The sequence below is a fragment of the Seohaeicola sp. 4SK31 genome, assembly GCF_028802875.1.
Taxonomy (GTDB): domain Bacteria; phylum Pseudomonadota; class Alphaproteobacteria; order Rhodobacterales; family Rhodobacteraceae; genus Seohaeicola.
In genome coordinates, this window is the sequence record NZ_JARAMP010000016.1 from 1 (window position 1) to 23624 (window position 23624).

The 23624-nt window shown below is 65.3% G+C and carries 22 protein-coding genes; 16 read left to right on the plus strand and 6 right to left on the minus strand.

The genetic code is table 11. The features are described from left to right. From PVW27_RS13965 to PVW27_RS13980, 4 genes are all read left to right on the plus strand, one after another. Nucleotides 1-896: ATP-binding cassette domain-containing protein (locus PVW27_RS13965; RefSeq protein ID WP_274558685.1), on the plus strand; the 896-nt coding region annotated here is incomplete at its 5' end. Between the two features lie 17 nt (nt 897-913). Further along, nucleotides 914-2071 (plus strand): acetylornithine deacetylase, encoded by a 1158-nt coding sequence (argE, locus tag PVW27_RS13970; protein ID WP_274558687.1) that lies wholly within the window; start codon nt 914-916, stop codon nt 2069-2071. A gap of 46 nt (nt 2072-2117) precedes the next feature. Beyond that, complete coding sequence (locus tag PVW27_RS13975; protein WP_274558688.1) at nt 2118-3284, plus strand: M20 aminoacylase family protein; 1167 nt, start codon at nt 2118-2120, stop codon at nt 3282-3284. Nucleotides 3285-3323: 39 nt separating this feature from the next. Beyond that, complete coding sequence (locus PVW27_RS13980; protein ID WP_274558690.1) at nt 3324-4487, plus strand: M20 aminoacylase family protein; 1164 nt, start codon at nt 3324-3326, stop codon at nt 4485-4487. Between the two features lie 34 nt (nt 4488-4521). On the opposite strand, the gene PVW27_RS13985 is transcribed toward PVW27_RS13980, so the two are convergent. Beyond that, on the minus strand, nt 4522-5835 hold the full coding sequence (locus PVW27_RS13985; protein WP_274558692.1) for a 3-deoxy-D-manno-octulosonic acid transferase: 1314 nt from the start codon (nt 5833-5835) through the stop codon (nt 4522-4524). Nucleotides 5836-5842: 7 nt separating this feature from the next. Continuing rightward, nucleotides 5843-6874 carry a GTP 3',8-cyclase MoaA gene (moaA, locus tag PVW27_RS13990; protein WP_274558694.1) on the minus strand — a complete coding sequence of 344 codons (1032 nt, stop codon included), beginning with the start codon at nt 6872-6874 and terminating at the stop codon, nt 5843-5845. Between the two features lie 86 nt (nt 6875-6960). Here moaA and PVW27_RS13995 point away from each other — a divergent pair, with 86 nt between their 5' ends. Further along, a complete protein-coding gene (locus PVW27_RS13995) occupies nt 6961-7434 on the plus strand; it encodes a hypothetical protein (RefSeq protein ID WP_274558696.1) in 474 nt (157 codons plus the stop codon). A gap of 6 nt (nt 7435-7440) precedes the next feature. On the opposite strand, the gene PVW27_RS14000 is transcribed toward PVW27_RS13995, so the two are convergent. Genes PVW27_RS14000 through glmU form a run of 3 tightly spaced genes read right to left on the minus strand, consistent with a single transcriptional unit; the run spans nt 7441 to nt 11317 of the window. After that, nucleotides 7441-8142: a DNA alkylation repair protein gene (locus PVW27_RS14000; RefSeq protein WP_274558697.1), complete on the minus strand. Its 702-nt coding sequence runs from the start codon at nt 8140-8142 to the stop codon at nt 7441-7443. Continuing rightward, a complete protein-coding gene (gene glmS, locus PVW27_RS14005) occupies nt 8139-9962 on the minus strand; it encodes a glutamine--fructose-6-phosphate transaminase (isomerizing) (RefSeq protein WP_274558699.1) in 1824 nt (607 codons plus the stop codon). Before glmS ends, PVW27_RS14000 begins: the two co-directional genes overlap by 4 nt. Next, nucleotides 9962-11317, minus strand: a complete 1356-nt coding sequence (gene glmU / locus PVW27_RS14010) for a bifunctional UDP-N-acetylglucosamine diphosphorylase/glucosamine-1-phosphate N-acetyltransferase GlmU (protein WP_274558701.1) — start codon at nt 11315-11317, stop codon at nt 9962-9964. Before glmU ends, glmS begins: the two co-directional genes overlap by 1 nt. A 130-nt stretch (nt 11318-11447) precedes the next feature. On the opposite strand from glmU, the gene PVW27_RS14015 reads away from it, so the two are divergent. Both PVW27_RS14015 and PVW27_RS14020 read left to right on the plus strand, forming a co-directional pair. Further along, the gene (locus tag PVW27_RS14015; RefSeq protein ID WP_274558703.1) at nt 11448-12113 is read left to right on the plus strand and encodes an HAD-IA family hydrolase; all 666 of its coding nucleotides are present in this window, start codon (nt 11448-11450) and stop codon (nt 12111-12113) included. 64 nt (nt 12114-12177) lie between these two features. Then, on the plus strand, nt 12178-13389 hold the full coding sequence (locus PVW27_RS14020) for a DegT/DnrJ/EryC1/StrS family aminotransferase (RefSeq protein ID WP_274558705.1): 1212 nt from the start codon (nt 12178-12180) through the stop codon (nt 13387-13389). 49 nt (nt 13390-13438) lie between these two features. On the opposite strand, the gene PVW27_RS14025 is transcribed toward PVW27_RS14020, so the two are convergent. Further along, the gene (locus PVW27_RS14025; RefSeq protein WP_274558707.1) at nt 13439-13837 is read right to left on the minus strand and encodes a BLUF domain-containing protein; all 399 of its coding nucleotides are present in this window, start codon (nt 13835-13837) and stop codon (nt 13439-13441) included. A 205-nt stretch (nt 13838-14042) separates the two neighbouring features. Between PVW27_RS14025 and PVW27_RS14030 the strand changes: the two genes are divergently transcribed. The 9 genes from PVW27_RS14030 to PVW27_RS14070 all read left to right on the plus strand — a co-directional run bounded on the left by PVW27_RS14030 (nt 14043) and on the right by PVW27_RS14070 (nt 23518). Then, nucleotides 14043-15206, plus strand: coding sequence for an isovaleryl-CoA dehydrogenase (locus PVW27_RS14030; protein WP_274558709.1), 1164 nt, complete (start codon nt 14043-14045; stop codon nt 15204-15206). Further along, entirely contained in the window at nt 15203-15541 is a 339-nt protein-coding gene (locus tag PVW27_RS14035; protein WP_274558711.1) for a hypothetical protein, read from the plus strand. Before PVW27_RS14030 ends, PVW27_RS14035 begins: the two co-directional genes overlap by 4 nt. Continuing rightward, nucleotides 15541-17106, plus strand: a complete 1566-nt coding sequence (locus PVW27_RS14040) for an AMP-binding protein (RefSeq protein WP_274558713.1) — start codon at nt 15541-15543, stop codon at nt 17104-17106. The genes PVW27_RS14035 and PVW27_RS14040 overlap by 1 nt, the downstream gene beginning before the upstream one ends. Next, nucleotides 17103-18707, plus strand: a complete 1605-nt coding sequence (locus PVW27_RS14045) for a carboxyl transferase domain-containing protein (RefSeq protein ID WP_274558715.1) — start codon at nt 17103-17105, stop codon at nt 18705-18707. The genes PVW27_RS14040 and PVW27_RS14045 overlap by 4 nt, the downstream gene beginning before the upstream one ends. 2 nt (nt 18708-18709) lie before the next feature. Continuing rightward, nucleotides 18710-19120 (plus strand): ASCH domain-containing protein, encoded by a 411-nt coding sequence (locus tag PVW27_RS14050; RefSeq protein ID WP_274558717.1) that lies wholly within the window; start codon nt 18710-18712, stop codon nt 19118-19120. Nucleotides 19121-19223: 103 nt separating this feature from the next. Next, the gene (locus tag PVW27_RS14055) at nt 19224-21167 is read left to right on the plus strand and encodes an acetyl/propionyl/methylcrotonyl-CoA carboxylase subunit alpha (protein WP_274558719.1); all 1944 of its coding nucleotides are present in this window, start codon (nt 19224-19226) and stop codon (nt 21165-21167) included. Then, nucleotides 21164-21847 carry a glutathione S-transferase family protein gene (locus PVW27_RS14060; RefSeq protein WP_274558720.1) on the plus strand — a complete coding sequence of 228 codons (684 nt, stop codon included), beginning with the start codon at nt 21164-21166 and terminating at the stop codon, nt 21845-21847. The genes PVW27_RS14055 and PVW27_RS14060 overlap by 4 nt, the downstream gene beginning before the upstream one ends. Nucleotides 21848-21878: 31 nt before the next feature. Then, a complete protein-coding gene (locus PVW27_RS14065; protein WP_274558722.1) occupies nt 21879-22736 on the plus strand; it encodes a hydroxymethylglutaryl-CoA lyase in 858 nt (285 codons plus the stop codon). Further along, entirely contained in the window at nt 22733-23518 is a 786-nt protein-coding gene (locus PVW27_RS14070) for a crotonase/enoyl-CoA hydratase family protein (protein ID WP_274558724.1), read from the plus strand. Before PVW27_RS14065 ends, PVW27_RS14070 begins: the two co-directional genes overlap by 4 nt. Nucleotides 23519-23624 lie beyond the last annotated feature (106 nt).

Here is a 23624-nt window from a genome sequence, read left to right on the forward strand (position 1 = left end):
AATGCCGGGCTGTGGTTCCGGCGTGGTCGTCTTGCCATGGTCTTCTCCTCGCTCGCAGCATCATGCTGCCATTGCGCGGAAAATCCACTTATCCTGGCTGTTCAGATTTCCGCAGCCACCTCTGCAAGTCCACTTGCGGGCGGTCGATCCTGCGGCTGGTCGAGCCTCTGTCCGGGTCGATTATGCTGGACGGGACCGACATCATGGCGCTGGACCAGTCCGCGCTGCGCCGTGCACGGCAGGACATGCAGATGGTGTTTCAGGACCCGTTCGCCAGCCTGAACCCGCAGATGCAATTGTCCGATCAGGTCGCTGAACCGCTGCGCAATTTCGGCACCCACAAGGGCAGTGCCCTGACCGACAAGGTGGCGGATCTGTTCGACCGGGTGCATCTGCCGCGCAACTTCATGCGCCGCTATCCGCATGAACTGTCAGGCGGGCAGCGCCAGCGCGTCGCCATTGCCCGTGCGCTGGCGCTGAACCCCAAGCTGATCATCGCGGATGAGGCCGTCTCGGCGCTGGATGTATCGGTGCAGGCGCAGGTTCTGAACCTGATGATGGAGTTGCAGGCCGATCTGGGCCTGTCCTTCCTGTTCATCAGCCATGATATGGCCGTTGTCGAACGGGTCAGTCACGATGTCGGCGTCATGTATCTGGGGCGTATCGTCGAGATGGGCCCCCGTCAGGCGGTGTTCGAGGATCCGCAGCATCCCTATACGCGCGCCTTGATGAAAGCGGTGCCCGTGGCCGATCCGCGCCAGCGCAAGAGCGAGAGGGACCTGAACTTCAAGCCGATCCCGTCGCCGATCCACCAGGCGGGCTATGTCCCCGCGCCATCGGAATACAAGGAAGTCTCCAAGGGCCATTTCGTGCTGACCACGGATAGCGGCTACTGAGACGGAAAGAGGATAGAATGACAACCCGCATGACCCCCCTCCAGCTGATGGAAAAGCTGGTCAGCTTTCCCACGGTCAGCCGCGACAGTAACCTGCCGCTGGTGGATTGGGTGGAGGATTATCTGAACAGCCACGGCATCACCGCGCACCGGCACTACAACGAAGAAAATGACAAGGCCGCGATCTTTGCCCATGTCGGACCCGAGGTTGCGGGCGGGCTTGTCCTGTCTGGGCATACGGATGTGGTGCCCGTCGATGGCCAGCCATGGGCGGATGATCCCTTCACGGTGGTCGAGCGTGACGGCAAGTATTTCGGGCGCGGGACCTGTGACATGAAGGGCTTTGACGCCCTGTCGATCTGGGCCCTGGTCGAGGCGCAGCATCGCGGCGTGAAACGCCCGCTGCAACTGGCGCTGAGCTATGACGAGGAAGTGGGCTGCACCGGCGCGCCACCGATGATCGACCGGATGCTGGAGGTGCTGCCGAAAGCCTCGGCCGTGATCGTGGGCGAGCCGTCGATGATGAAGGCGGTGACGGGCCACAAGGGCGGGCAGGGGTTCTGGACGCATGTGGTGGGGTTCGAGGTGCATAGCTCGATCATGCACACCGGCGTCAACGCGATCATGTTCGGTGCCAAGCTGATCGACTGGGCCAATCAGGTGAACGCCGAAAGCATGGCGAAAACACCCGCGCCCTTGGCCGCGATGTTCGATCCTCCCTGGACCACCGCACATGTGGGAACCATTCAGGGCGGCACCGCGCATAACATCACCGCCAAGGATTGCCGTTTCGGCATGGATTTCCGCGCCGTGCCGGGTGAAAACCTGTCGGACTGGCGCGACCGTTATCTGGCCCGCGTGCGCGAAGTCGAGGCCGAGATGCAGGCGATTCACCCCGCGGCGCGCATCGACATCACCGAGAAATTCGTCGTCCCCGGTCTGAAACCCGAGGAGGAGGGCGAGGCCGAAACGCTGGTGCGCGCCATCACGGGCGACAATGGCGGTCATGTGGTCAGCTATGGCACCGAAGCAGGACAGTTTCAGGAACGCGGCTACTCTGCGGTAATCTGCGGCCCCGGCGATATCGCGCAGGCGCATCAGCCGGATGAATACATCACCAAAGCGCAGTTCGAAGCCGGCCATGATTTCATGCGCCGCCTTCTGGAACGGCTCTGACGCCTGTTCCGGGCAGGGGCCGGGCCTTGAACAAAAGGAAAAGACCGTGCCGATCAAGAACCGTATTGCAGGCATGCAGGACGAGGTGACCGCATGGCGACGCGACCTGCATGCGCATCCGGAAATCCTCTATGAGACGCATCGGACCAGCGCCTTCGTCGCCCAGAAGCTGCGGGATTTCGGCTGTGACGAGGTCGTGACCGGCATCGGGCGCACGGGTGTCGTGGGGGTGATCCGTGGCAAGGCAGACAGCAAGGGCATGGTGATCGGACTGCGCGCCGATATGGACGCGCTGCCGATCCAAGAGGCGACGGGGCTGGACTATGCCTCGTCCATTCCGGGCGCGATGCATGCCTGCGGGCATGACGGGCATACGGCGGTTCTGTTGGGTGCGGCACAGTATCTGGCCGAGACCCGTGCCTTTGATGGCACAGTGGTCGTGATCTTCCAGCCTGCCGAAGAGGGCGGGGCTGGCGGGCGCGCGATGTGCGAGGACGGGCTGATGGACCGCTGGAACATTCAGGAGATCTACGGGCTGCACAATATGCCCGGCATCCCGGTCGGACAATTCGCCATCCGCCCCGGCGGGTTGCTGGCCTCGGGCGATATCTTCCATATCACAGTGACCGGCAAGGGGGGCCACGCGGCCATGCCGCATCTGTCGCTGGATACCACGCTGGTCGCTGCACAGATCGTCATCTCGCTGCAAAGCATCGTGGCGCGCAACGCCGATCCGGTGGCCAGCATGGTGGTCACGGTCAGTATGTTCAACACCGACAGCCATGCGCCCAATGTCATCGCCCATGAAGTCAGGATGAGCGGCACGGTCCGCGCCCTGTCGCCCGAAATGCGCCAACTGGCCCATGACAGGCTGCGCGAGATCGCGACCCACACCGCCGCCGCCTTTGGCGCACGGGCCGAAGTCACCTTCGATCCCGGCTACCCCGCGACCATGAACCATCCTGAACAGACGGAATACGCAGCACTGGCGGCCGAGACCGTGGCCGGGCAGGTGGACCGCGATACCGCGCCCATGATGGCGGCCGAGGATTTCGCCTTCATGCTTGAGGAACGCCCCGGCGCCTATATCTTCATGGGCAATGGCGATAGTGCAGCCTGTCATCACCCCGCGTATGATTTCAACGATGCTGCCATTCCGGCGGGCAGCAGCTATTTTGCCACTTTGGCCGAACAAAGAATGCCTCTGGCGTGACGCCAAACCCTGCGCCGGACCAGATCAGAAGGAAAGACCATGCCCATCAAGAACCGCTTTGCAGAAATGCAGGATGAAGTCACCGCTTGGCGTCGTGACTTGCACGAAAACCCCGAGATCCTGTTCGATACCCATCGCACCAGCGCCATGGTGGCCGACAAGCTGCGGGACTTCGGTTGTGACGAGGTGGTGACCGGTATCGGCCGCACCGGCGTTGTGGCCGTGATCAAGGGTAAGACCGACACGTCGGGCAAGGTCATCGGGCTGCGCGCCGATATGGATGCGTTGCCCATCGTCGAGGCGACGGGGCTGCCCTATGCGTCCAAAACACCGGGCGCCATGCATGCCTGCGGCCATGACGGGCATACCGCCATGCTGCTGGGCGCGGCCAAATATCTGGCCGAGACGCGGAATTTCGACGGCTCGGTCGTGGTGATCTTCCAGCCCGCCGAAGAAGGCGGCGGCGGCGGGCGCGAGATGTGCGAGGATGGCATGATGGATCGCTGGAATATTCAGGAGGTTTACGGGATGCACAACATGCCGAACCTGCCCATCGGCCATTTCGCCATCCGTTCGGGGCCGTTCTTCGCCGCGACCGATCAGTTCGAGATCCATCTGGAAGGCAAGGGCGGCCATGCGGCGCGACCGCAGGAAACCGTGGATACCACCGTCATGGCCGCACAACTTGTGCTGTCGCTGCAAACCATCGCCAGCCGCAATGCCGATCCGGTCAGCCAGATCGTCGTGTCCGTGACCTCGTTCGAGACGTCATCGACCGCGTTCAACGTCATCCCGCAGAAAGTGCATATCAAGGGCACCGTCCGCACCCAGAGCAACGAGAACCGTGACATGGCCGAGCGTCGGATCAAGGAAATCGCGGCGGCAACCGGCGCCATGTATGGTGGCGTGGCCGAGGTGACCTATCACCGTGGCTATCCGGTCATGGTCAACTCGGAAGAACAGACGGAATTCGCGCGCGACGTGGCGCGCAATGTCGGCGGCAATGTGATCGAAGCACCGCTGGTCATGGGGGGCGAGGATTTCGCCTTCATGCTGGAGGAGCGTCCGGGCGCCTATATCCTTGTGGGCAATGGTCCCAGCGCGCAGGTGCATCACCCGGAATACAACTTCAACGACGAGGCGATCCCGGTCGGGTGCAGCTGGTGGGCCGAAATCGTCGAACGGCGGATGCCCGCGGCCTGACCCATCGGCGTTGTGCCACCATAACGGCGCGCGATCAGCGCGCCGTTGTCATGCCGGGGCCCTGTGGCAGCAGCGGGAGCAACCGTGCCAGCAAATGCCGCCGCGAATCCTCGCGGCTGTGCGAGACCCTGCGTGCCGCCTCGCGCATCTCCTCCAGCAGGATGCTCTGCGTCAGACGGCTCACATCCGCGCCCAGATCCTCGGCATCGGTGACCATCCGGGCCGCCCCTTCCCGCGTCAGCCCGGCATAGGCCAGCTTGAAATTGGCCACTTTCGGCCCGTGCAGCAATCCCGCCCCCAGCATCGCAGGCTCATAGGGATTATGTCCGCCTTCACCGCCGAAGGACCCGCCCAGAAAGACCAGCGGGGCAAGGCGATAGAAGATCCCGGTTTCGCCCAAGGTATCCGCCAGATAGACCTGCGTCCCGGCATCAGGCATCCCGCCCGTGCTGCGTTGCGCCATCTGCAGACCAGCCTGCGTCACGAGGGCCGCAATCTCGGCCCCGCGCGCGGGATGGCGCGGGATCAGGATCAGGAGCAGATCAGGATGATCCTGAAGCGCCACCTGATGCGCGGCGATCACCGCCTCTTCGTCGCCCGGATGGGTCGAGGCAGCCACCCAGACGGGGCGCGCACCGACAGCTTCCTGTAACGCGGCAAGGGCCATCGGATCGGCGGGCAAGGGTGTGGCGGCCGCCTTCAGGTCCCCGGTATCGACGATCCGCGCCGGATCAAGGCCAAGCTGGCGCATCTGCGTGGCGGTCGCGGCATCCTGCGTGCTGATCAAGGCGGCACGCCCCAGCAGGCAGGTCATCGCACGCGGCGCGCGCCTGCGGGTTTTCGAGGCGCGGGCGTTGATCACGGCCATGGGGATTGCGCGCCGGTCCGTCTCAATCATCAGGCGCGGCCAAAGGTCGTTCTCCATGAAACAGGCCAGATCAGGGCGCCAGTGATCCAGAAACGCCTGCACGGCGGCAGGTGTATCGACCGGCTGGAACTGATGGATCGCCTGCGGCAGACGCCGCGCCAGCGTTTCGGCCCCCGTGGTGGTCGTGGTGGTGAACAGCAGGCGGGCGCCGGACGCCGCTTCAAGGTCGCGGGCCAGATCCAGCGCCGAGGCGACTTCACCCACCGAGGCCGCGTTGATCCAGACCAGCGCACCGTCCGGGCGAGGGGCCGAGGGCTGGCCGAATCTTTCTGCCAGTCGGGCAGGTTCCGCCCCCTGCGCCACATGGCCCTTGCGCGCAAGGCGGTTCAGCAAGGCGGGTGCAAGGCCGGTTGCCGCCAGATAGAGGCTCAATACAGCAGTCAGCCCCGGCCTTGGGGCAGCGATGGGCCCGCCCGTCATCAGGGGATCATCCGCCTGTGTGGCTCATGTGGCGGGACATCTTGCCGTCCACCACCTGCCGCGAGTAATCGAAATCATGACCCTTGGGTTTCAGCCGGATCGCCGCGCGGATCGCGTCTTCCAATGCGGCTGTATTGCCGGGATTGGCGCGCAACGGCGCGCGCAGGTCGGCCATGTCCTCCTGCCCCAGACACATGTAAAGCTCACCTGTGCAGGTCAGCCGCACGCGGTTGCAGCTTTCGCAGAAATTATGCGTGAGCGGCGTGATGAAGCCGATCTTCTGACCCGTCTCCTCGATCCGCACATAACGCGCAGGGCCGCCGGTGCGCTCGGCCAGATCGGTCAGGGTGAAGCGTTCCGCCAGTCGCGCGCGCAGATCGCGCAGCGGCCAGTATTGATCCAGACGGTCCTCGTTCCCGATATCGCCCATCGGCATGACCTCGATGAAGGTCAGGTCCATGTCGCGGGACGCGCACCAATCGGTGAGGGTGAACAGCTCGTCCTCGTTGAAGCCTTTCAGCGCGACGGCGTTGATCTTGACACGCAGGCCCGCTTTTTGCGCGGCATCAATGCCCCGCATGACCTGTGGCAGGCGACCCCAGCGCGTGATCTGCGCGAACTTCCCCTCATCCAGCGTATCCAGCGAGACATTGATCCGCCGCACACCCGCCGCCGCCAGATCGGGGGCGAATTTCTCCAGCTGGCTGCCATTGGTGGTCAGTGTCAACTCGCGCAGGGCGCCGCTGTCCAGATGGCGGGTCATGGCGTCGAAGAAGGTCATGATCCCCTTGCGCACCAAGGGTTCCCCCCCGGTGATCCGCAACTTCTGCACGCCAAGCCCGATGAAGGTCGAGCACATGGTGTCCAGTTCCTCAAGCGTCAGAAGCTGAGCCTTGGGCAGAAAGGTCATGTTCTCGGACATGCAGTAGACGCAGCGGAAATCGCAGCGATCCGTGACCGAGACGCGCAGATAGCTGATGGCCCGTTGAAACGGGTCGATCAGGGGCGCTGCGCCAGAGGAGGTAAGGGTCTTGTCCATGCCTGAAACCTAAGGATCGGCGGAAGTCAGAGCAAGGGGGATTGTTGCGATTGCGCGCCCCCTTCGGGACGCCTAGACTGAACGGCATGAAACATATCGCCATTTCCCTGACACTTGGTGCCGCGCTGCTGTCTGGCTGCGCCGAGTTTGACCCATTCGCGCAACGCACGGCTGCGGTGCCCGCTCCGGCGACGGCCCCGCAGACAAGCACGCGCCCGCCATTGACGGGCGCGCCGCGCACGGTTGATGATTTCGACCGGACCACGGCCGAGGAACGTCAGGCCGCGGTGGCGACACCGCCCGCAGCGTCGGGGTCCATCGGCACGACGGTTGCCTCGCTGGGCGATCCGGCGCGACCCGGTTTCTGGATGGAAACGCCGCTGGTGCGTGAACCGACGCGGGGCAGCGTGCTTTATCGTCCCACGGGGCGGCGGCTCAATCTGGATCTGATCCCGATCGAGGGGCCACCCTCTGGCGGTAGCCGTCTGTCGCTGTCTGCGATGCGGATGCTGGACGCCCCCCTGACGGGCCTGCCGCAGGTGGATGTCTTCAAGAACTGAAGCAAATCAGGTCGTTGCCGCAGGTTGTTCAGGCGGCAGATACTTGGATGCTTCGCGGCGGGCGAACGGCTTCATGTGTCTTGCATGGTTCTTCAGGAAATAGCGCACCCGCTCCGCATCATGCTTGGACAGCTCGCGCAGCCACCATGCCACGGATTTCTGGATGAACCATTCAGGGTCGTGGACATATCCGGCGGCCCATTCCAGCACCCGCTGCCGGATCGCCAGATCCGCGGGCTTGGGGTGGTTTTGCTTGGTCCATGGCAGGGTAAAGACCATGACGGCGCGACGGGTCCAGTGATGCGGGGACTTGGTCCATGCCTCAAGATCATCGACGCGGGACGGATCGGCCAAGAGGCGTTTCTGCCCCGCGATGGCGGCGGCATCGGCAATGGCCCAGCTGTCGCATGTGGGCACCCATGATGCGATCAGCGCCCAGACAGCGGCATCATCCTTGATCCTTGCCTGTGTCAGCAGCTTGGCGGCGGCGATCTTCGCCTCGAACACATCCGACCGCCACAAGGCATCGGCCAATGCGACGCGGGCGGGGACATCCATGCCCTCGCGCCAGGCCGTTGCCAGATCGGTGATCTGCGGCGTGGTCAGGCCCAGATATTCACGCGGGACCTTGTGATAGTCCGCCAGTCCCGTGGCACGCTCTGCATCCGACAGGGCGCGCAGTTGCATCATGGCGTCATCAAATGTCATTCCACGGTCACCGATTTCGCCAGATTGCGGGGCTGGTCCACGTCGGTGCCCTTGGCCACCGCCGTGTGGTAGGCCAGCAGTTGCGCGGGCAGGGCATAGAGGATCGGGGTCAATACCGCATCGACGCGGGGCATGACGATCACCTCCCATGTCTGCTCGGACGCTTCGGCGGCCCCTTCGGCATCGGTGATCAACATCACCTTGCCGCCACGGGCCATCACTTCCTGCATGTTCGACACGGTCTTGTCGAAGAGGGCGTCGCGCGGGGCCATGACGACCACGGGCATGGTCTTGTCGATCAGGGCGATGGGGCCGTGCTTGAGTTCGCCTGATGCATAAGCTTCGGCGTGTATATAGCTGATTTCTTTTAGTTTTAGCGCCGCCTCTAGTGCCAGAGGATACATCAGGCCACGCCCCAGAAACAGCACGTCCGTAGCTTCCGACAGTTTGCGCGCCGCCCCCTTGATCGACCCGCTCAGATCAAGTGCCGCGTTCAGCGCCACAGGCAGCGCGCGCAGGGCGCTCAGGTGATCGGACAGGTCTTCGCGGCTGATCCGGCCCCGCTGATGCGCGGCCTCCAGCGCCAGCAACAGCAGCACCGTCAACTGACAGGTGAACGCCTTGGTCGAAGCGACGCCGATTTCCGCCCCCGCCATGATCGGCAAAGCCAGATCGCTTTCCCGCGCGATCGAGCTTTCGGCCACGTTCACGACCGACAGGATGCGCGCAGCCTTGCCCTCGCAATAGCGCAGCGCGGCCAGCGTGTCCGCCGTCTCGCCGGATTGGCTGACGAACAGCGCCACGGTGCGCGCGGGAATGGGCGGCTCGCGGTAGCGGAATTCCGAGGCGATATCGACATCAACGGGCAAGCCAGCCAGTTGTTCAAACCAGTATTTCGCCGTCATGCAGGCATAAAAGGCCGTGCCGCAGGCCACCAGCGACAGCCGGTCCACCTGGGTGAAGTCCACGCCGTCACCGGGCAGGCGGATCGTGTCGCCCTCACCTGACAGGTAGAAGCGCAACGCCTCGCCGATCACGCGGGGCTGTTCGGCGATTTCCTTGGCCATGAAATGCTTGTGCCCGGCCTTGTCCACCTGCGTGGATTCGATCTGGATTGTCTTGATCGCGCGATTGGCCAGTGCGCCATGCGCATCCCGGATCTCAAGGCTGGTGCGCGTCAGAACGGCGATGTCGCCTTCTTCCAGATAGGTGATGCGGTCCGTCATGGGGGCCAGCGCGATGGCGTCCGATCCCACGAACATCTCGCCATCGCCATGGCCGATGGCCAGCGGGCTACCCTTGCGGGCGGCGATCAGCAGATCTTCTTCGCCCTCGAACAGGAACACGAGGGCAAAGGCACCGTGCAGCCGTGCAATGGTCTGTCTTGCCGCTTCGACCGGACCGGCACCCTGCGCCATGTAATGCTGCGTCAGCAGGGCCACGGTTTCGGTATCGGTCTGGGTCACGAAGCTCAGGCCATGCCCGGCCAGTTCCGCGCGCAATTCGCGGAAATTCTCGATGATGCCGTTATGGACCACGGCGACGGGACCGGCCTGATGCGGATGGGCATTGGTCACGCTGGGTGCGCCATGGGTGGCCCACCGCGTGTGCCCGATCCCGGCCTTGCCCGCCAGCGGGTCATGCACCAGCAGGTCCGACAGGTTCACCAGCTTGCCCACGGCCCGGCGGCGGTCCAGCTTGCCGTTGTTGACCGTGGCAATCCCGGCACTGTCGTAGCCGCGATATTCCAGACGCTTCAGCGCCTCGACCAGAAGGGGGGCGGCTTCGTGATCGCCCAGAACGCCGACAATGCCGCACATCAGATGTTATCCTTGTTTTTCTTGGCTTTTCTGGCGCGAAGCATGTCCATCAGCTTCAGCGCCATGCCGGGTTTGACCTCTTGCCGTGCGCGACCCAGCGCCAGCGCGCCATCGGGCACGTCCGACGTGATCACCGATCCGCTGCCGGTCATGGCCTCATGCCCCACGCGCACCGGCGCGACCAGCATGGTGTTCGACCCGATGAAGGCGCCGCGCCCGATCTCGGTGTGATGTTTCATCACGCCATCATAGTTGCAGGTAATCGTGCCCGCGCCGATATTCGTGGCAGCGCCGATGGTGGCGTCGCCGATATAGCTGAGGTGGTTGGCCTTCGCGCCCTCATGCAGCACGGCATTCTTGATCTCGACGAAATTGCCGACATGCACATCTTCCGCCAGTTCCGCACCGGGGCGCAGGCGGGCATAGGGGCCCACGATGGCCCGTTGGCTGACATGGCAGCCTTCCAAATGGGAAAAGGCACGGATGCGTGCGCCGCTTTCCACGGTCACGCCGGGGCCGAAGACCACGTTCTGTTCCACCACCGCATCGCGGCCGATCACCGTGTCATGGGCGAAATGCACCGTGTCGGGGGCGATCAGGGTGACGCCATCCTCCAACGCCCGAGCGCGGGCGCGTGCCTGAAAGGCGGCCTCGGCGGCGGCCAGTTCGGCGCGGGTGTTGATGCCCATCGTCTCGGCCTCGGGGCAGGTGACGGCGGTGGCCGTCAGGCCGCGTGCGCGGGCGATGGCGATGATGTCGGTCAGGTAGTATTCGCCTGCGGCATTGTCATTGCCGACAGCGGCCACCAGATCGAACAGGGTCTTTGCATCCGCTGCAATGACGCCGCTGTTGCAAAGGGTTATCGCGCGTTCTTCATCTGAAGCGTCCTTGAACTCCACGATCCGGTCCAGCCGGTCGCCATCCATCACCAGACGGCCATATCGGCCCGGATCAGCGGCGTGGAATCCCAGCACGACGATGTCATTCTGCGCGCGGGCAGCCTGCATCGCCTCCAGCGTCTCGGCCCTGATCAGGGGCGTGTCGCCGTAAAGCACGATCACATCGCCATCGAACCCCGCCAATGCGGGGGCGGCTTGGGCCACGGCATGGGCGGTGCCCAGTTGCGGCTCCTGCACCACGCAGATGGCATCCTCGTCCCAGTCGCGGGCGGCGGCAGCCACGGCATCGGCCCCGTGCCCCGTCACCACGACGCAGGCCGAGGCATCCAGCGCGAAACCCGCCTTCATCGCGTGGATCAGCAGCGGGGCACCCGCCAAGGGGTGCAGCACCTTGGGCAGGTCGGAATTCATCCGCGTGCCCATCCCGGCCGCCAGAATGACGAGTGCTGTGTTCATGCTGTTTCTCTTTGCCCTTTTGGTGCGCCCGTTTTATCCGGTTGGTCCAAGGGCGCAAGGCCGCATCGGATCACGTCTGATTGCGGGATATGACAGGCATCGGCGGCAAAGCGCCGGAAAGGGCAGACCCATGAGAACGGTGATTTTCGATCTGGACGGCACTTTGGCCGATACAAGCGGCGATCTGATCGCGGCGGCCAATGCCTGTTTCGCGGAGATGGGGGCGGGTGCTGTGCTGGACCCTGCGCGGGATGCGGGCACCGCGCTGCGCGGCGGGCGCGCGATGCTGAAACTGGGATTGGAGCGGATCGTCCACCCTGAGGCCGAGGCGATGATCGCCCGTTACTACCCCGTCCTCTTGGAGGCCTATGGTGCGGCGATCGACGTGCATACGGTCCTTTATCCCGGCGCGATGGAGGCTGTGGCGCGGCTGTCCCGCGACGGCTATGCCGTGGGCATCTGCACCAACAAGCCTGCCGGTCTGGCCGAGACGCTGATGACCCGGCTGGGGGTGCGCGGCGCTTTCGCCTCGTTGGTGGGGGCGGATACGCTGGCGGTGCGCAAACCCGATGCCGCGCCATTGGTCGAGGCGGTGCGGCGCGCAGGCGGCGATCCGGCACGGTCCCTGCTGGTGGGCGACACGATCACGGACCGTGAGACGGCGCGGGCGGCAGGGGTGCCGTCGGTGCTGGTGACCTTCGGCCCCGGCGGAGAGGATGTGGCCGCGCTGGAGCCCGAGGGGTTGATCGGCCACTATGACGAATTGCACGCGGTGGTGCAGCGTCTGATCGGCTGACGGACCTGCGACAAAACCTGCGCGGTGCATTGACGAAACCGCACCACAGCCCCAGAACAGAACCATGGACCAGAGCAGCACCCAGCCCGAAATCTTTACCGGCAGTTTCACCCAGCAGGAGCCGATCCCCGAAGCCGGGATCGAGGCGGCCGTCGCGGTGATGCGCTCGGGCCGCCTGCACCGCTACAATGTCAAGGGCGATGAGGCGGGCGAGGTCGCGCTGCTGGAGCAGGAATTTGCGGCCGCCATGGGGGTGAAATACTGTCTGGCCGTGGCCTCGGGCGGCTATGCCATGACCACCGCGCTGCGGGCCTTGGGTGTCAAGCCGGGCGACCGGGTGTTGAGCAATGCCTTCACGCTGGCCCCGGTGCCGGGGGCCATCGCCGCCGTGGGGGCGATCCCGGTCTTTGTCGGCGTGACCGAGGCTTTGACCATTGATCTGGATGATCTGGAGGCCAAGGCCGATCAGGCCAGCGTTCTGCTGCTGAGCCATATGCGCGGACATATCTGCGACATGAACCGCCTGATGGCGATCTGCGCGCGCTATGACGTGCGGGTGATCGAAGATTGCGCCCATACGATGGGGGCCCGCTGGCGCGGGCGGCTGTCGGGCACCGACGGGATCATCGGCTGCTATTCGACGCAGACCTACAAGCACATGAATTCGGGCGAGGGCGGGTTCCTGATCACCAATGACGATGAGGTCATGGCGCGCGCGGTGATGTTGTCCGGCTCCTACATGCTCTATCCGCGTCATCTGGCCGCCCCCGCGCCGGATGCCTTTGAGGCGGTGAAATACGACACGCCCAATATTTCGGGCCGGATGGATCATCTGCGCGCCGCGATCTTGCGCCCGCAATTGCGGGTGCTGGACGAGAAGTGCAAAGCTTGGACCGCGCGCTACCGAATCGTCGAGGCTGGATTGCAAAGTTGCCCCGGCCTGCATCTGATTCCGCGCCCGGCGGAAGAGGAATTCGTGGGGTCGTCCTTCCAGTTCCTGTTGCTGGACTGGGCCGCACCCAAGGTGCGCGAGGTCGTATCGCGCTGCGCCGCGCGCGGGGTTGAACTGAAATGGTTCGGCGCGGCGGAACCGGCCGGTTTCACAAGCCGCTATGACAGCTGGCGTTATGCCCCCAGCGCGCCCATGCCCGCCAGCGACCGCATCCTTGCCGGTATCCTCGACATGCGCCTGCCCTTGACCTTCAGCCTTGAGGATTGCGCGACCCTCGCGCGGATCATTTGGGCCGAGGTGAGCGCGGTCTATCAGGCCGCGTGATCCGCCCCGTCAGTTGCTCTGAGTATTTTTGGCAAGGTGACGCGCAGGGTCAGTGCGCGCCGTCGGCCACGCGCTGGAACACTGCCAGAAAAGCCGCCGTGTCGGCACGGTCCAAGGCGCCTGCGTCCACCTCTTCCTTGGTCCAGAGCCAGCTTTGCGCAGGATCGTCGCGCATGGCCCAACCATCGAACATCCGGGTCCCGATCTGGCGCTGCACCCGGCGCGTGACCTCAAGGTGGCGGTCATCTTCGAGAATGGCGTCATAAAGGCGGGCCACCGCTTCCTCCGGGCCTTCCAGCAGTTGCAGATAAAGATCGCCCCGGCAGATCAGGCAGCCGGTGACATGGGCATTGGCGTTGTTGCGCCTTGCGGTCAGCAGGATCTGGCTGAGAATGGCATCGTCAAACCCGAAGGGCCGCGAGGAGTAGATCAGTTGCGTGAGGGGCATGGGGCAGTCCTTCCAGCGGGTCAACTTGGTCGTATCCCGATCATCTGGGCCTGTCCACGTTTGTTGACAGGGCAGGGCCGCGCGGGTCAGCTTTGGCAGGGCCGAGGGATGGGGCGGCTTGGCAGTTGACGCGACTCAGGCTTCATGCCTATTAATGAACAAGCGTTCAATAAATACGGGCTCGTTGATCTCTGGGAGGGATGCCATGTTCACCGCGACGATGAAATTCGACCTTGGCGAGGATGTGAATGCGCTGCGCGAAATGGTGCACCGCTGGGCGCAGGACCGGATCAAGCCGATGGCGGGCAAGATCGACAGCAGCAATGAATTCCCGGCCGAACTGTGGCGCGAGATGGGTGATCTGGGTCTGCTGGGCATCACGGTGGACGAGGAATTCGGCGGCGCGGGAATGGGCTATCTGGCCCATGTCATCGCGGTCGAGGAAATCGCGCGGGCCAGCGCAAGCGTCAGCCTGTCTTACGGCGCCCATTCCAACCTCTGCGTCAACCAGATCAGTCTGAACGGGACAGAGGCGCAGAAGCGCAAGTATCTGCCCGGTCTGGTCAGTGGCGCGCATGTGGGCGCGCTGGCCATGTCCGAACCGGGGGCGGGCAGCGATGTGGTGTCGATGAAGCTGCGCGCGGAAAAGCGCAACGATCACTACCGGCTGAACGGCAACAAATACTGGATCACCAACGGCCCCGATGCCGATACGCTTGTCGTCTATGCCAAGACAGACCCGGAGGCGGGATCGAAGGGGATCACGGCGTTCCTGATCGAGAAGACCATGAAGGGCTTTTCGACCAGCAAGCATTTCGACAAGCTGGGAATGCGCGGATCGAACACGGCCGAGCTGATCTTCGAGGATTGCGAAGTGCCCTTCGAGAATATCCTGGGCGAGGAGGGGCGCGGCGTGCGCGTCCTCATGTCCGGCTTGGATTACGAGCGTGTGGTGCTGTCTGGCATCGGCACCGGCATCATGGCCGCCTGTCTGGACGAGATCATGCCCTATATGGCCGAGCGCAAGCAGTTCGGGCAAAGCATCGGGAATTTCCAGCTGATGCAGGGCAAGATGGCCGATATGTATACGGCGATGAATTCGGCCCGCGCCTATGTCTATGAAGTGGCCAAGGCCTGCGACCGGGGCGAGGTGACGCGGGCCGATGCCGCCGCATGCGTCCTTTATGCCAGCGAAGAGGCGATGAAAGTCTCGCATCAGGCGGTGCAGGCGATGGGCGGCGCGGGTTTCCTTGCCGATGCACCCGTGGCGCGCATCTTCCGCGATGCCAAGCTGATGGAGATCGGCGCCGGCACCTCGGAAATCCGCCGCATGCTGGTGGGCCGCGAGATGATGGCGGCGATGGCATGAAGATCCCGCCCGCCGTGCTGCTGGTGATCGCCGTGTTGACGGTGGCGGCGGGCACGCTGGGCTATGTTGCGGGGATGCGGCAGGCGGCGCTGACCGAGACGGATGTGATCGTGGCCTATGCCAACCGCTATGTGGCCGAGAAAGGGCTGGAGCCCGAGGCCATTCGGCGCTGCCATGCCGTGCCGGGGGCCGCGGAACGGGTCTGGCTGGTGGTTGTCTGCGCGGAAGGCACCGAGGCGGAACGGGCCTATTTCGTGGCGCCGGGTGGGGCCTTGCTGCATGTGGGACGGGCCGCGGACACCCCCTTCGCTGCGCCTCTGGCACCGGAGGCGTGATGCTGGAACCGGGCCGCAGCTATGACGATCTGGTGGCGGGGTTTCGCTGGAACCTGCCCAAGCGGTTGAACATGGCGCATCAGGTCTGTGACGATTGGGCCGCGCGTGACCCCGACAGGCTGGCCATCCTCGATCTGTCAGAAGGCGGGGTGCAGCGCGTCACCTATGGCGACTTGCGACGCATGGCCGAAGGTCTGGCGCATGCCTTGGCCGCACGCGGCGTGGCGCGGGGCGACCGGGTCGGGGTGCTGCGCTCGCAAGCGGCATGGACGGCGGCGGCGCATATCGCGATCTGGAAACTGGGCGCGGTGTCGATCCCGCTGTTCAAGCTGTTCGGCACGGATGCCCTGCGGACACGTCTGACCGATGCCGGGGCGCATGTGGTGGTGAGCGATCCCGAAGGGGTGGCCTTGCTGGATGGCTTCGATCTGGACGTGCTGGTGCCCGAAGGCATGGACCTGCCCGATACGCCCTTCGAAACAGCAGATACCGGCCCGGATGATCCGGCAGTTCTGATCTACACGTCAGGCACCACAGGCGCCCCCAAGGGTGCGCTGCACGGGCACCGCATCCTGACCGGCCATCTGCCGGGGGTCGAGATCAGCCATGATCTGTTGGGGCGGCCCGGTGATTGCCTCTGGACCCCTGCGGATTGGGCCTGGATCGGGGGGCTGTTCGATGTGCTGATGCCGGGGCTGGCGCTGGGCGTGCCGGTCGTCGCGGCGCGGATGGCGAAATTCAGCGTGGCAGAATGCCTGGACGTCATCGCGCGTGGCGGCGTGCGCAATGTGTTCTTTCCGCCCACGGCGCTGCGCATGCTCAAGGCGGCGGATGCCGTCGTGCCGGGGTTGCGCTCGGTCGCCAGCGGCGGCGAGCCATTGGGGGCCGAGATGCTGGACTGGGGGCGGCGGGCCTTTGGCCTCAGCATCAACGAATTCTACGGCCAGACCGAATGCAACATGGTGGCGTCAAGCTGTGGTGCCCTTTTCAGCCCGAAACCGGGCTTCATCGGGCGCGCCGTGCCCGGTTTCGACGTGGCGGTGATCGACGATCAGGGGCAAGCCACAACCGGCGAGGGCGATATCGCCATCCGCCGGGGTGCGGCCTCGATGATGCTGGGCTACTGGAACCGGCCCGAGGCCACCGCCGAGAAGTTCCGGGGCGACTGGATGCTGACCGGGGATCGCGGCCTCATCGAAGGTGGATTCATCCGCTTCGTGGGCCGCGATGATGATGTCATCACCTCGGCCGGCTATCGCATCGGCCCGGCCGAGATCGAGGATGGCCTGCTGACCCATCCCGCCGTGGTCACCGTGGGCGTTGTGGGCAAACCCGACCCGCTCAGGACCGAGATCGTCAAGGCCTATGTCGTCCTCAAGCCGGGCTACAGCCCCTCAGACGCTTTGGCCGCCGAACTGGCAGACCACGTCAAGACGCGGGTGGCCCAGCATGCCTATCCGCGCGAGATCGGATTTCTGGATGCCCTGCCGATGACCGTGACCGGCAAGGTGATCCGCAAGGACTTGAAGGCCCGCGCCATGCGGGAAAGGGAGAGTGCGACATGAAACTGACATCCCAGGCGATTCCCTCGTCCGAGGCGTTCCAGACCAACCGGGCAGGGCATCTGGAGGCGCTGAAACTGGTGCAAGCGGCGGCCGAAGCGGCAGCGGCAGGCGGCGGCGACAAGGCCCGCGCGCGGCATCTGGAACGTGGCAAGATGCTGCCGCGCGACCGGGTGGCCAATCTGCTGGACCCCGGCTCGCCCTTTCTGGAAATCGGGGCCACGGCGGCGCATGGCATGTATGACGGGGCGGCCCCCGGTGCGGGTGTCATCGCGGGCGTGGGCCGTGTGCATGGCACCGAGGTCATGGTGGTGTGCAACGATGCCACCGTGAAGGGCGGCACCTATTACCCGATGACCGTCAAGAAACACCTGCGCGCGCAGGAGATTGCCGAGGAAAACCACCTTCCCTGCATCTATCTGGTCGATAGCGGCGGCGCGAACCTGCCCAATCAGGACGAGGTCTTCCCCGACCGCGACCATTTCGGGCGCATCTTCTATAATCAGGCGCGGATGAGCGCCAAGGGCATCCCGCAGATCGCGGTCGTCATGGGCTCCTGCACCGCAGGCGGCGCTTACGTGCCCGCCATGTCCGATGTCACGATCATCGTGCGCGATCAGGGCACGATCTTTCTGGCCGGTCCTCCCTTGGTCAAGGCGGCGACGGGCGAGGTTGTGACCGCCGAGGATCTGGGTGGCGGCGATGTGCACACGCGCCTGTCGGGCGTGGCCGATTATCTGGCCGAGGATGACGCTCATGCGCTGGCGCTGGCCCGCCGCGCGGTCAGCCATCTGAACCGCGCCAAACCCGCCACCGTGCAATGGCAGACCTCCGAAGAGCCAGCCTATGACCCTGACGAGATTCTGGGCGTCGTCCCCGCCGACCTGCGCACGCCCTATGACATCCGCGAGGTGATCGCGCGTGTGGTCGATGGCAGCCGCTTTGACGAGTTCAAACCCCGCTTCGGCGAAACGCTGGTCACAGGCTTTGCCCATATCCGCGGATGCCCCGTGGGGATCGTCGCCAATAACGGCGTGCTTTTCTCCGAAGCCGCCCAGAAAGGCGCGCATTTCGTGGAACTCTGCTCGCAGCGCAAGATCCCGCTGGTGTTCTTGCAGAACATCACCGGTTTCATGGTGGGCCGCAAATATGAAAACGAAGGCATCGCCCGCCACGGCGCCAAGATGGTGACGGCGGTCGCCAGCACGAACGTGCCCAAGATCACCATGGTCGTGGGCGGCTCGTTCGGCGCGGGCAATTACGGCATGGCGGGGCGCGCCTATCAGCCGCGTTTCATGTGGTCATGGCCCAATTCCCGCATCAGCGTGATGGGCGGCGAACAGGCGGCAGGGGTGCTGGCCACCGTGCGCCGCGAGGGGATCGAACGGGCCGGCGGCACATGGTCGGCGGAAGATGAGGCCGCATTCAAGCGCCCCACCATCGAGATGTTCGAGCGCCAGTCGCACCCGCTCTACGCCTCGGCCCGGCTCTGGGATGACGGCATCATCGACCCGCGCCGCGCCCGCGATGTGCTGGCACTGTCGCTCTCTGCGGCGCTCTGCGCACCGATCGAGGACACGCGCTTCGGCGTGTTCCGGATGTGACCATGACCTTAGCCGAAGCTCTAGCCCTTTATCCCGGTTCCGGCAGTTTCCGCTTCGGTGACAGCCGTGCGCTGAACGCGCAGATCCTCGATCTGGTGCGGCAGGGGCGCAAGACCGTGACCTGTGACGCGGTGACGAATTTCGCCAGTCGCGGCGAACCCCTGCCGGTACCGGGGCGCGTCGACATCGCGCTGGACTGGGACAGCGTGCCGGTCCTTGCGATCCGAACGGTCGATGTGACCCGGATGCCGTTTTCGGCCATGACCGAGGATCTGGTCACCGATCAGGGCGAATTCAGCGATCTGGATGACTGGCGCGCAGGCTACCGCGCCTACCTGTCCCGTGCCGGGCTCTTTTCGCCGGACGTCGAGATGCTGGTTGAGCGTTTCACCGTGGTCGAGGTCTTTGCATGACCTTTGCCCTGTTTCTTCTTGCCGTAAATATCCCGGGGAGCGCGAGGGGCTGGCCCTTCGCTGCCCGGCCGCAGCCCGCACAAGCGCCTGAAAAGGAGTTCCCATGTTTGACACCATCCTGATCGCCAACCGGGGCGAGATTGCCATTCGTGTCGCGCGCACCGCCCGCGCCATGGGGCTGCGGACAGTCGCCGTCTATTCCGATGCCGATGCCGGGGCCGCGCATGTCGCCGCCTGCGACGCGGCGGTGCATATCGGCGGCGCGGCCCCGGCGGACAGCTATCTGCGCGGCGACCGGATCATCAAGGCGGCGCTGGACACAGGCGCGCAGGCGATCCATCCGGGTTATGGCTTTTTGTCGGAAAACCCCGCATTCGTGGATGCGGTGGTGGCGGCTGGCCTCGTGTTCATAGGACCATCGGCAGATGCGATCCGGGCCATGGGATTGAAGGACGCGGCCAAGGCGCTGATGGAGAAGGCGGGCGTGCCCGTGGTGCCCGGCTATCACGGGGCCAATCAGGACCCCGAACATCTGGCGGGGGCCGCGGATGCCATCGGATACCCCGTTCTGATCAAGGCCGTCGCGGGCGGCGGCGGCAAGGGGATGCGGCTGGTGGACAGCCCCGCCCGCTTTGCCGAGGCGCTGGAAAGCGCCCGCTCCGAGGCGCAGAACGCTTTCGGCAACCCCGATGTGCTGGTCGAGAAATATATCGAGAAGCCCCGCCATATCGAGGTGCAGGTCTTCGGCGACGGCACCCGCGCTGTCCATCTGTTCGAACGCGATTGCTCGCTCCAGCGCCGCCACCAGAAGGTGATCGAGGAGGCCCCCGCGCCCGGCATGACGGCGGAGGTGCGCGAGGCCATGGGCCGGGCCGCCGTCCGCGCGGCAGAGGCCATCGGCTATAGCGGGGCAGGCACCATCGAATTCATCGTGGATGGTAGCCGGGGCCTGCGCACCGACGGGTTCTGGTTCATGGAAATGAACACGCGGTTGCAGGTGGAGCATCCGGTGACCGAAGCCATCACCGGCGTCGATCTGGTCGAATGGCAGTTGCGCGTCGCGGCAGGCGAGCCCTTGCCCGCCCGGCAGGAGGATCTGACGATCAAGGGCCATGCCTTTGAATCCCGGCTTTACGCCGAGGATGTGCCCGCAGGCTTTCTGCCCGCCACCGGCACGCTGGCGCATCTGGCCTTTCCGACGGGGGCCCGCGCGGACAGCGGTGTGCGCACGGGCGACACGATCAGCCCCTTCTATGATCCGATGATCGCCAAGATCATCACCCATGGCCCCACCCGCGATGTGGCTCTGGCGCGGATGCGCGGCGCGTTGGCGGGCACGCAGGTGGCCGGGACGGTCACGAATCTGGGGTTTCTCTCCGCACTCTGCGCGCATCCCGGCTTTGCGGCGGGGGATGTGGATACCGGGTTGATCGGGCGCGATCTGGCGGCGCTGACCCTGACTCCGGCAGCAACGCATGCGGATGGGGCCTTGGCCGCGCTGGCCGCACTCGATCTGCTGGGGGGCGCTTGGGATATCGGGCTGACCCTGTGGCAACCGCTGGAACGCGCGGTGATGCTGTCGCATGACGGGGCCGAGATCACGGCGCGGGTGGTCTGCGATGGGCCGGACACGCGGCGCGTGGTTCTGGACGGGGCAGAGGTCACGGCCCGTCGGCAAGGCGGGCGCTGGCATCTGGACGGGCAGGTGGCCCCTGCGGTGCGGGTGACGGGCGATCTGGTGACGGTCTTCACCGGCGCGGGGCTGGGGTTCCGCGTGATCGACCCGCTGGCGCGGGCGGCCGGGGCCACCGGCGACGGCAATCTGATCGAGGCACCGATGCCCGGCATGGTCAAGGCAGTCTTTGCCAAGGCTGGCCAATCCGTGCAGGCGGGCGACCGTCTGGCCGTGCTCGAGGCGATGAAGATGGAACATGCCCTGCTGGCCGCCCGCGACGGGGTGGTGGCCGAAGTGCTGGTGAGCGCAGGCACGCAGGTCGAGGCCGGCGCCGCGCTTGTGCGGCTTGAAGCCAGCGAGGGGGGCGCATGATCACGCTGCATCATTGCCCGCAAAGCCGCTCGATGCGGGTGCTGTGGCTGCTGGAGGAGTTGGACGTGCCCTATCGCGTGCAGGTCCGCGCCTTCGACAAAAGCCTGCGCGCGCCTGAATTCCTCAGCCTCTCGCCCGCAGGCCGCGTGCCTGCGCTGGAAATCGACGGTGAGCGGATGTTCGAGAGTGCCGCGATCATGGAATACCTCTGCGAACGCTTTCAGGATGCGGGCTTGGGCCGTCTGCCGGGGGACATGGACCGCATGGCCTGGCTGGTCTGGCTGCATTTCGCGGAAACCATCAGCCAGCATGTGGCGGCGCTGACCCAGCAGCATATCCTGCTGTATGACGATGCCACCCGCAGCCCGATCGTGATGAAGCTGGAAGCCGCGCGTCTGATGAAATGCTATGCGGCCATCGAGGCGCGGCTGAGCACGCCGGTCGAGAACCGCGACAGCCTTCTGACCAGTGGCTTTTCGGCCTGTGACATTGCCGTGGGGCAGGCGGTCTATCTGGCGCGGCATTTCGCAAAGACCGACGGGTTCCCCGAGCTGGAGGCCTGGATGGACCGGATCATGGATCGGGACGGGTTCCGCGCGGCGCTGCCCAAGCCGGAGGAGGCACTGATCTATACCCAGCCCTTCTATCCGGCGTGGGAGCAGGCGGCGGGGGCGGAATGAGTATTTGGGGCAAGATGAAAGGGCGGCGCTGATGGGTGGAACTGTCGAGATTTTCGAGGTCGGCCCGCGCGATGGCTTGCAGAACGAAAAGCGCGCCATTCCGGTGGCCGACAAGATCGCGCTGGTCGATTGCCTGAGCGGGGCCGGGTTTCGCCGGATCGAGGTGGCGAGTTTCGTCAGCCCCAAATGGGTGCCGCAGATGGCCGACAGCGCCGATGTGCTGGCGGGTATCCGGCGGGTGCCGGGTGTCCGCTATGCCGCGTTGACGCCCAACATGAAGGGGCTGGAAGGCGCGCTGGCCGCGCGCGCCGATGAGGTGGCGATCTTCGGATCGGCCTCGGAAGGGTTCAGCCGCGCCAATATCAACGCAAGCATCGCCGAGAGCCTGGAACGCTTTGCCCCGGTGGCCGAGGCGGCAAAGGCGGCGGGTTTGCCGGTGCGGGGCTATGTCTCTTGCGTGACCGATTGCCCCTATGACGGGGCGGTCGAACCGGGTGCTGTGGCGCGGGTGGCAGCGGCGCTGTTTGCCATGGGCTGCTACGAGATCAGCCTTGGCGATACGATCGGGCAGGGGCGGCCCGAGACGATTGACGCCATGCTGGCGGCGGTGCTGGAGGTGGTGCCCGCCGGGCAACTGGCCGGGCATTACCATGATACGGCGGGCCGCGCGCTGGAGAATATCGAGGTGTCCTTGACGCGCGGGCTGCGGGTGTTCGATGCCGCCGTGGGCGGATTGGGTGGTTGCCCCTACGCGCCGGGGGCGGCTGGCAATGTGGCGACCGAGGCGGTGCATGCGCGGCTGCTCGCGCTGGGCTATGAGACGGGACTTGATGCCGGTATTCTGGCGCGGGCGGCGGATATGGCGCGCGCCATGAGGGGGCAGGGATGAGCTATCAGACACTCGAGATTGAGAAAGACACGCGTGGCGTGGCCACTCTCTGGCTGGCACGGGCGGACAAGCACAACGCGCTGAACGCGGCGATGATGGCGGACCTGACCGATGCGGCGCGGGTGCTGGGCGCGGACGATACCGTGCGCGTCGTCGTGCTGGCGGCGCGGGGTGTCACCTTCTGCGCGGGCGGCGATCTGGGCTGGATGCAGGACCAGATGGCGGCGGATGCCGAGACGCGCGGGCGCGAGGCGGCCAAACTCGCCTGGATGCTGCAGGCGCTGAATACGCTGCCCAAACCCCTGATTGGCCGCGTGCAGGGCAACGCCTTTGGCGGCGGGGTCGGCATGGCCTCGGTCTGCGATATCGCGATCGGGGTGGATACGGCCCTGATGGGGCTGACCGAGACGCGGCTGGGCCTGATCCCGGCCACTATCAGCCCCTATGTCTGCGCCCGCATGGGCGAGGCGCGGGCGCGGCGGGTGTTCATGTCGGGGCGCCGTTTCGGAGCGGATGAGGCGGTGGCGCTTGGCCTGCTGACGCGGGCTGTGCCGGTCGATGCGCTGGATCAGGCCATCGAGGCCGAGGTGGCGCCCTATCTGGACTGCGCGCCGCGGGCCGTGGCGCGGGCCAAGGCCTTGCTGCGCCATCTGGGTCCGGTGATCGACGAGGCGACCATCGCCCACACGATCGGCGAATTGACCGCCTGCTGGGAAGGCGAGGAAGCCGTCGAAGGGATCGGCGCTTTCTTTGCCAAGCGCAGACCGGGCTGGCAGGGCTGAAACGGCCGCGCACGGGACGGCGTCAGAATCGCGCAAGGTGATGCCGCGTCGCGGCATATTCGGTCCAATGTGTTGAATAGTCAGACGATCTTTCGCAACGACAGAC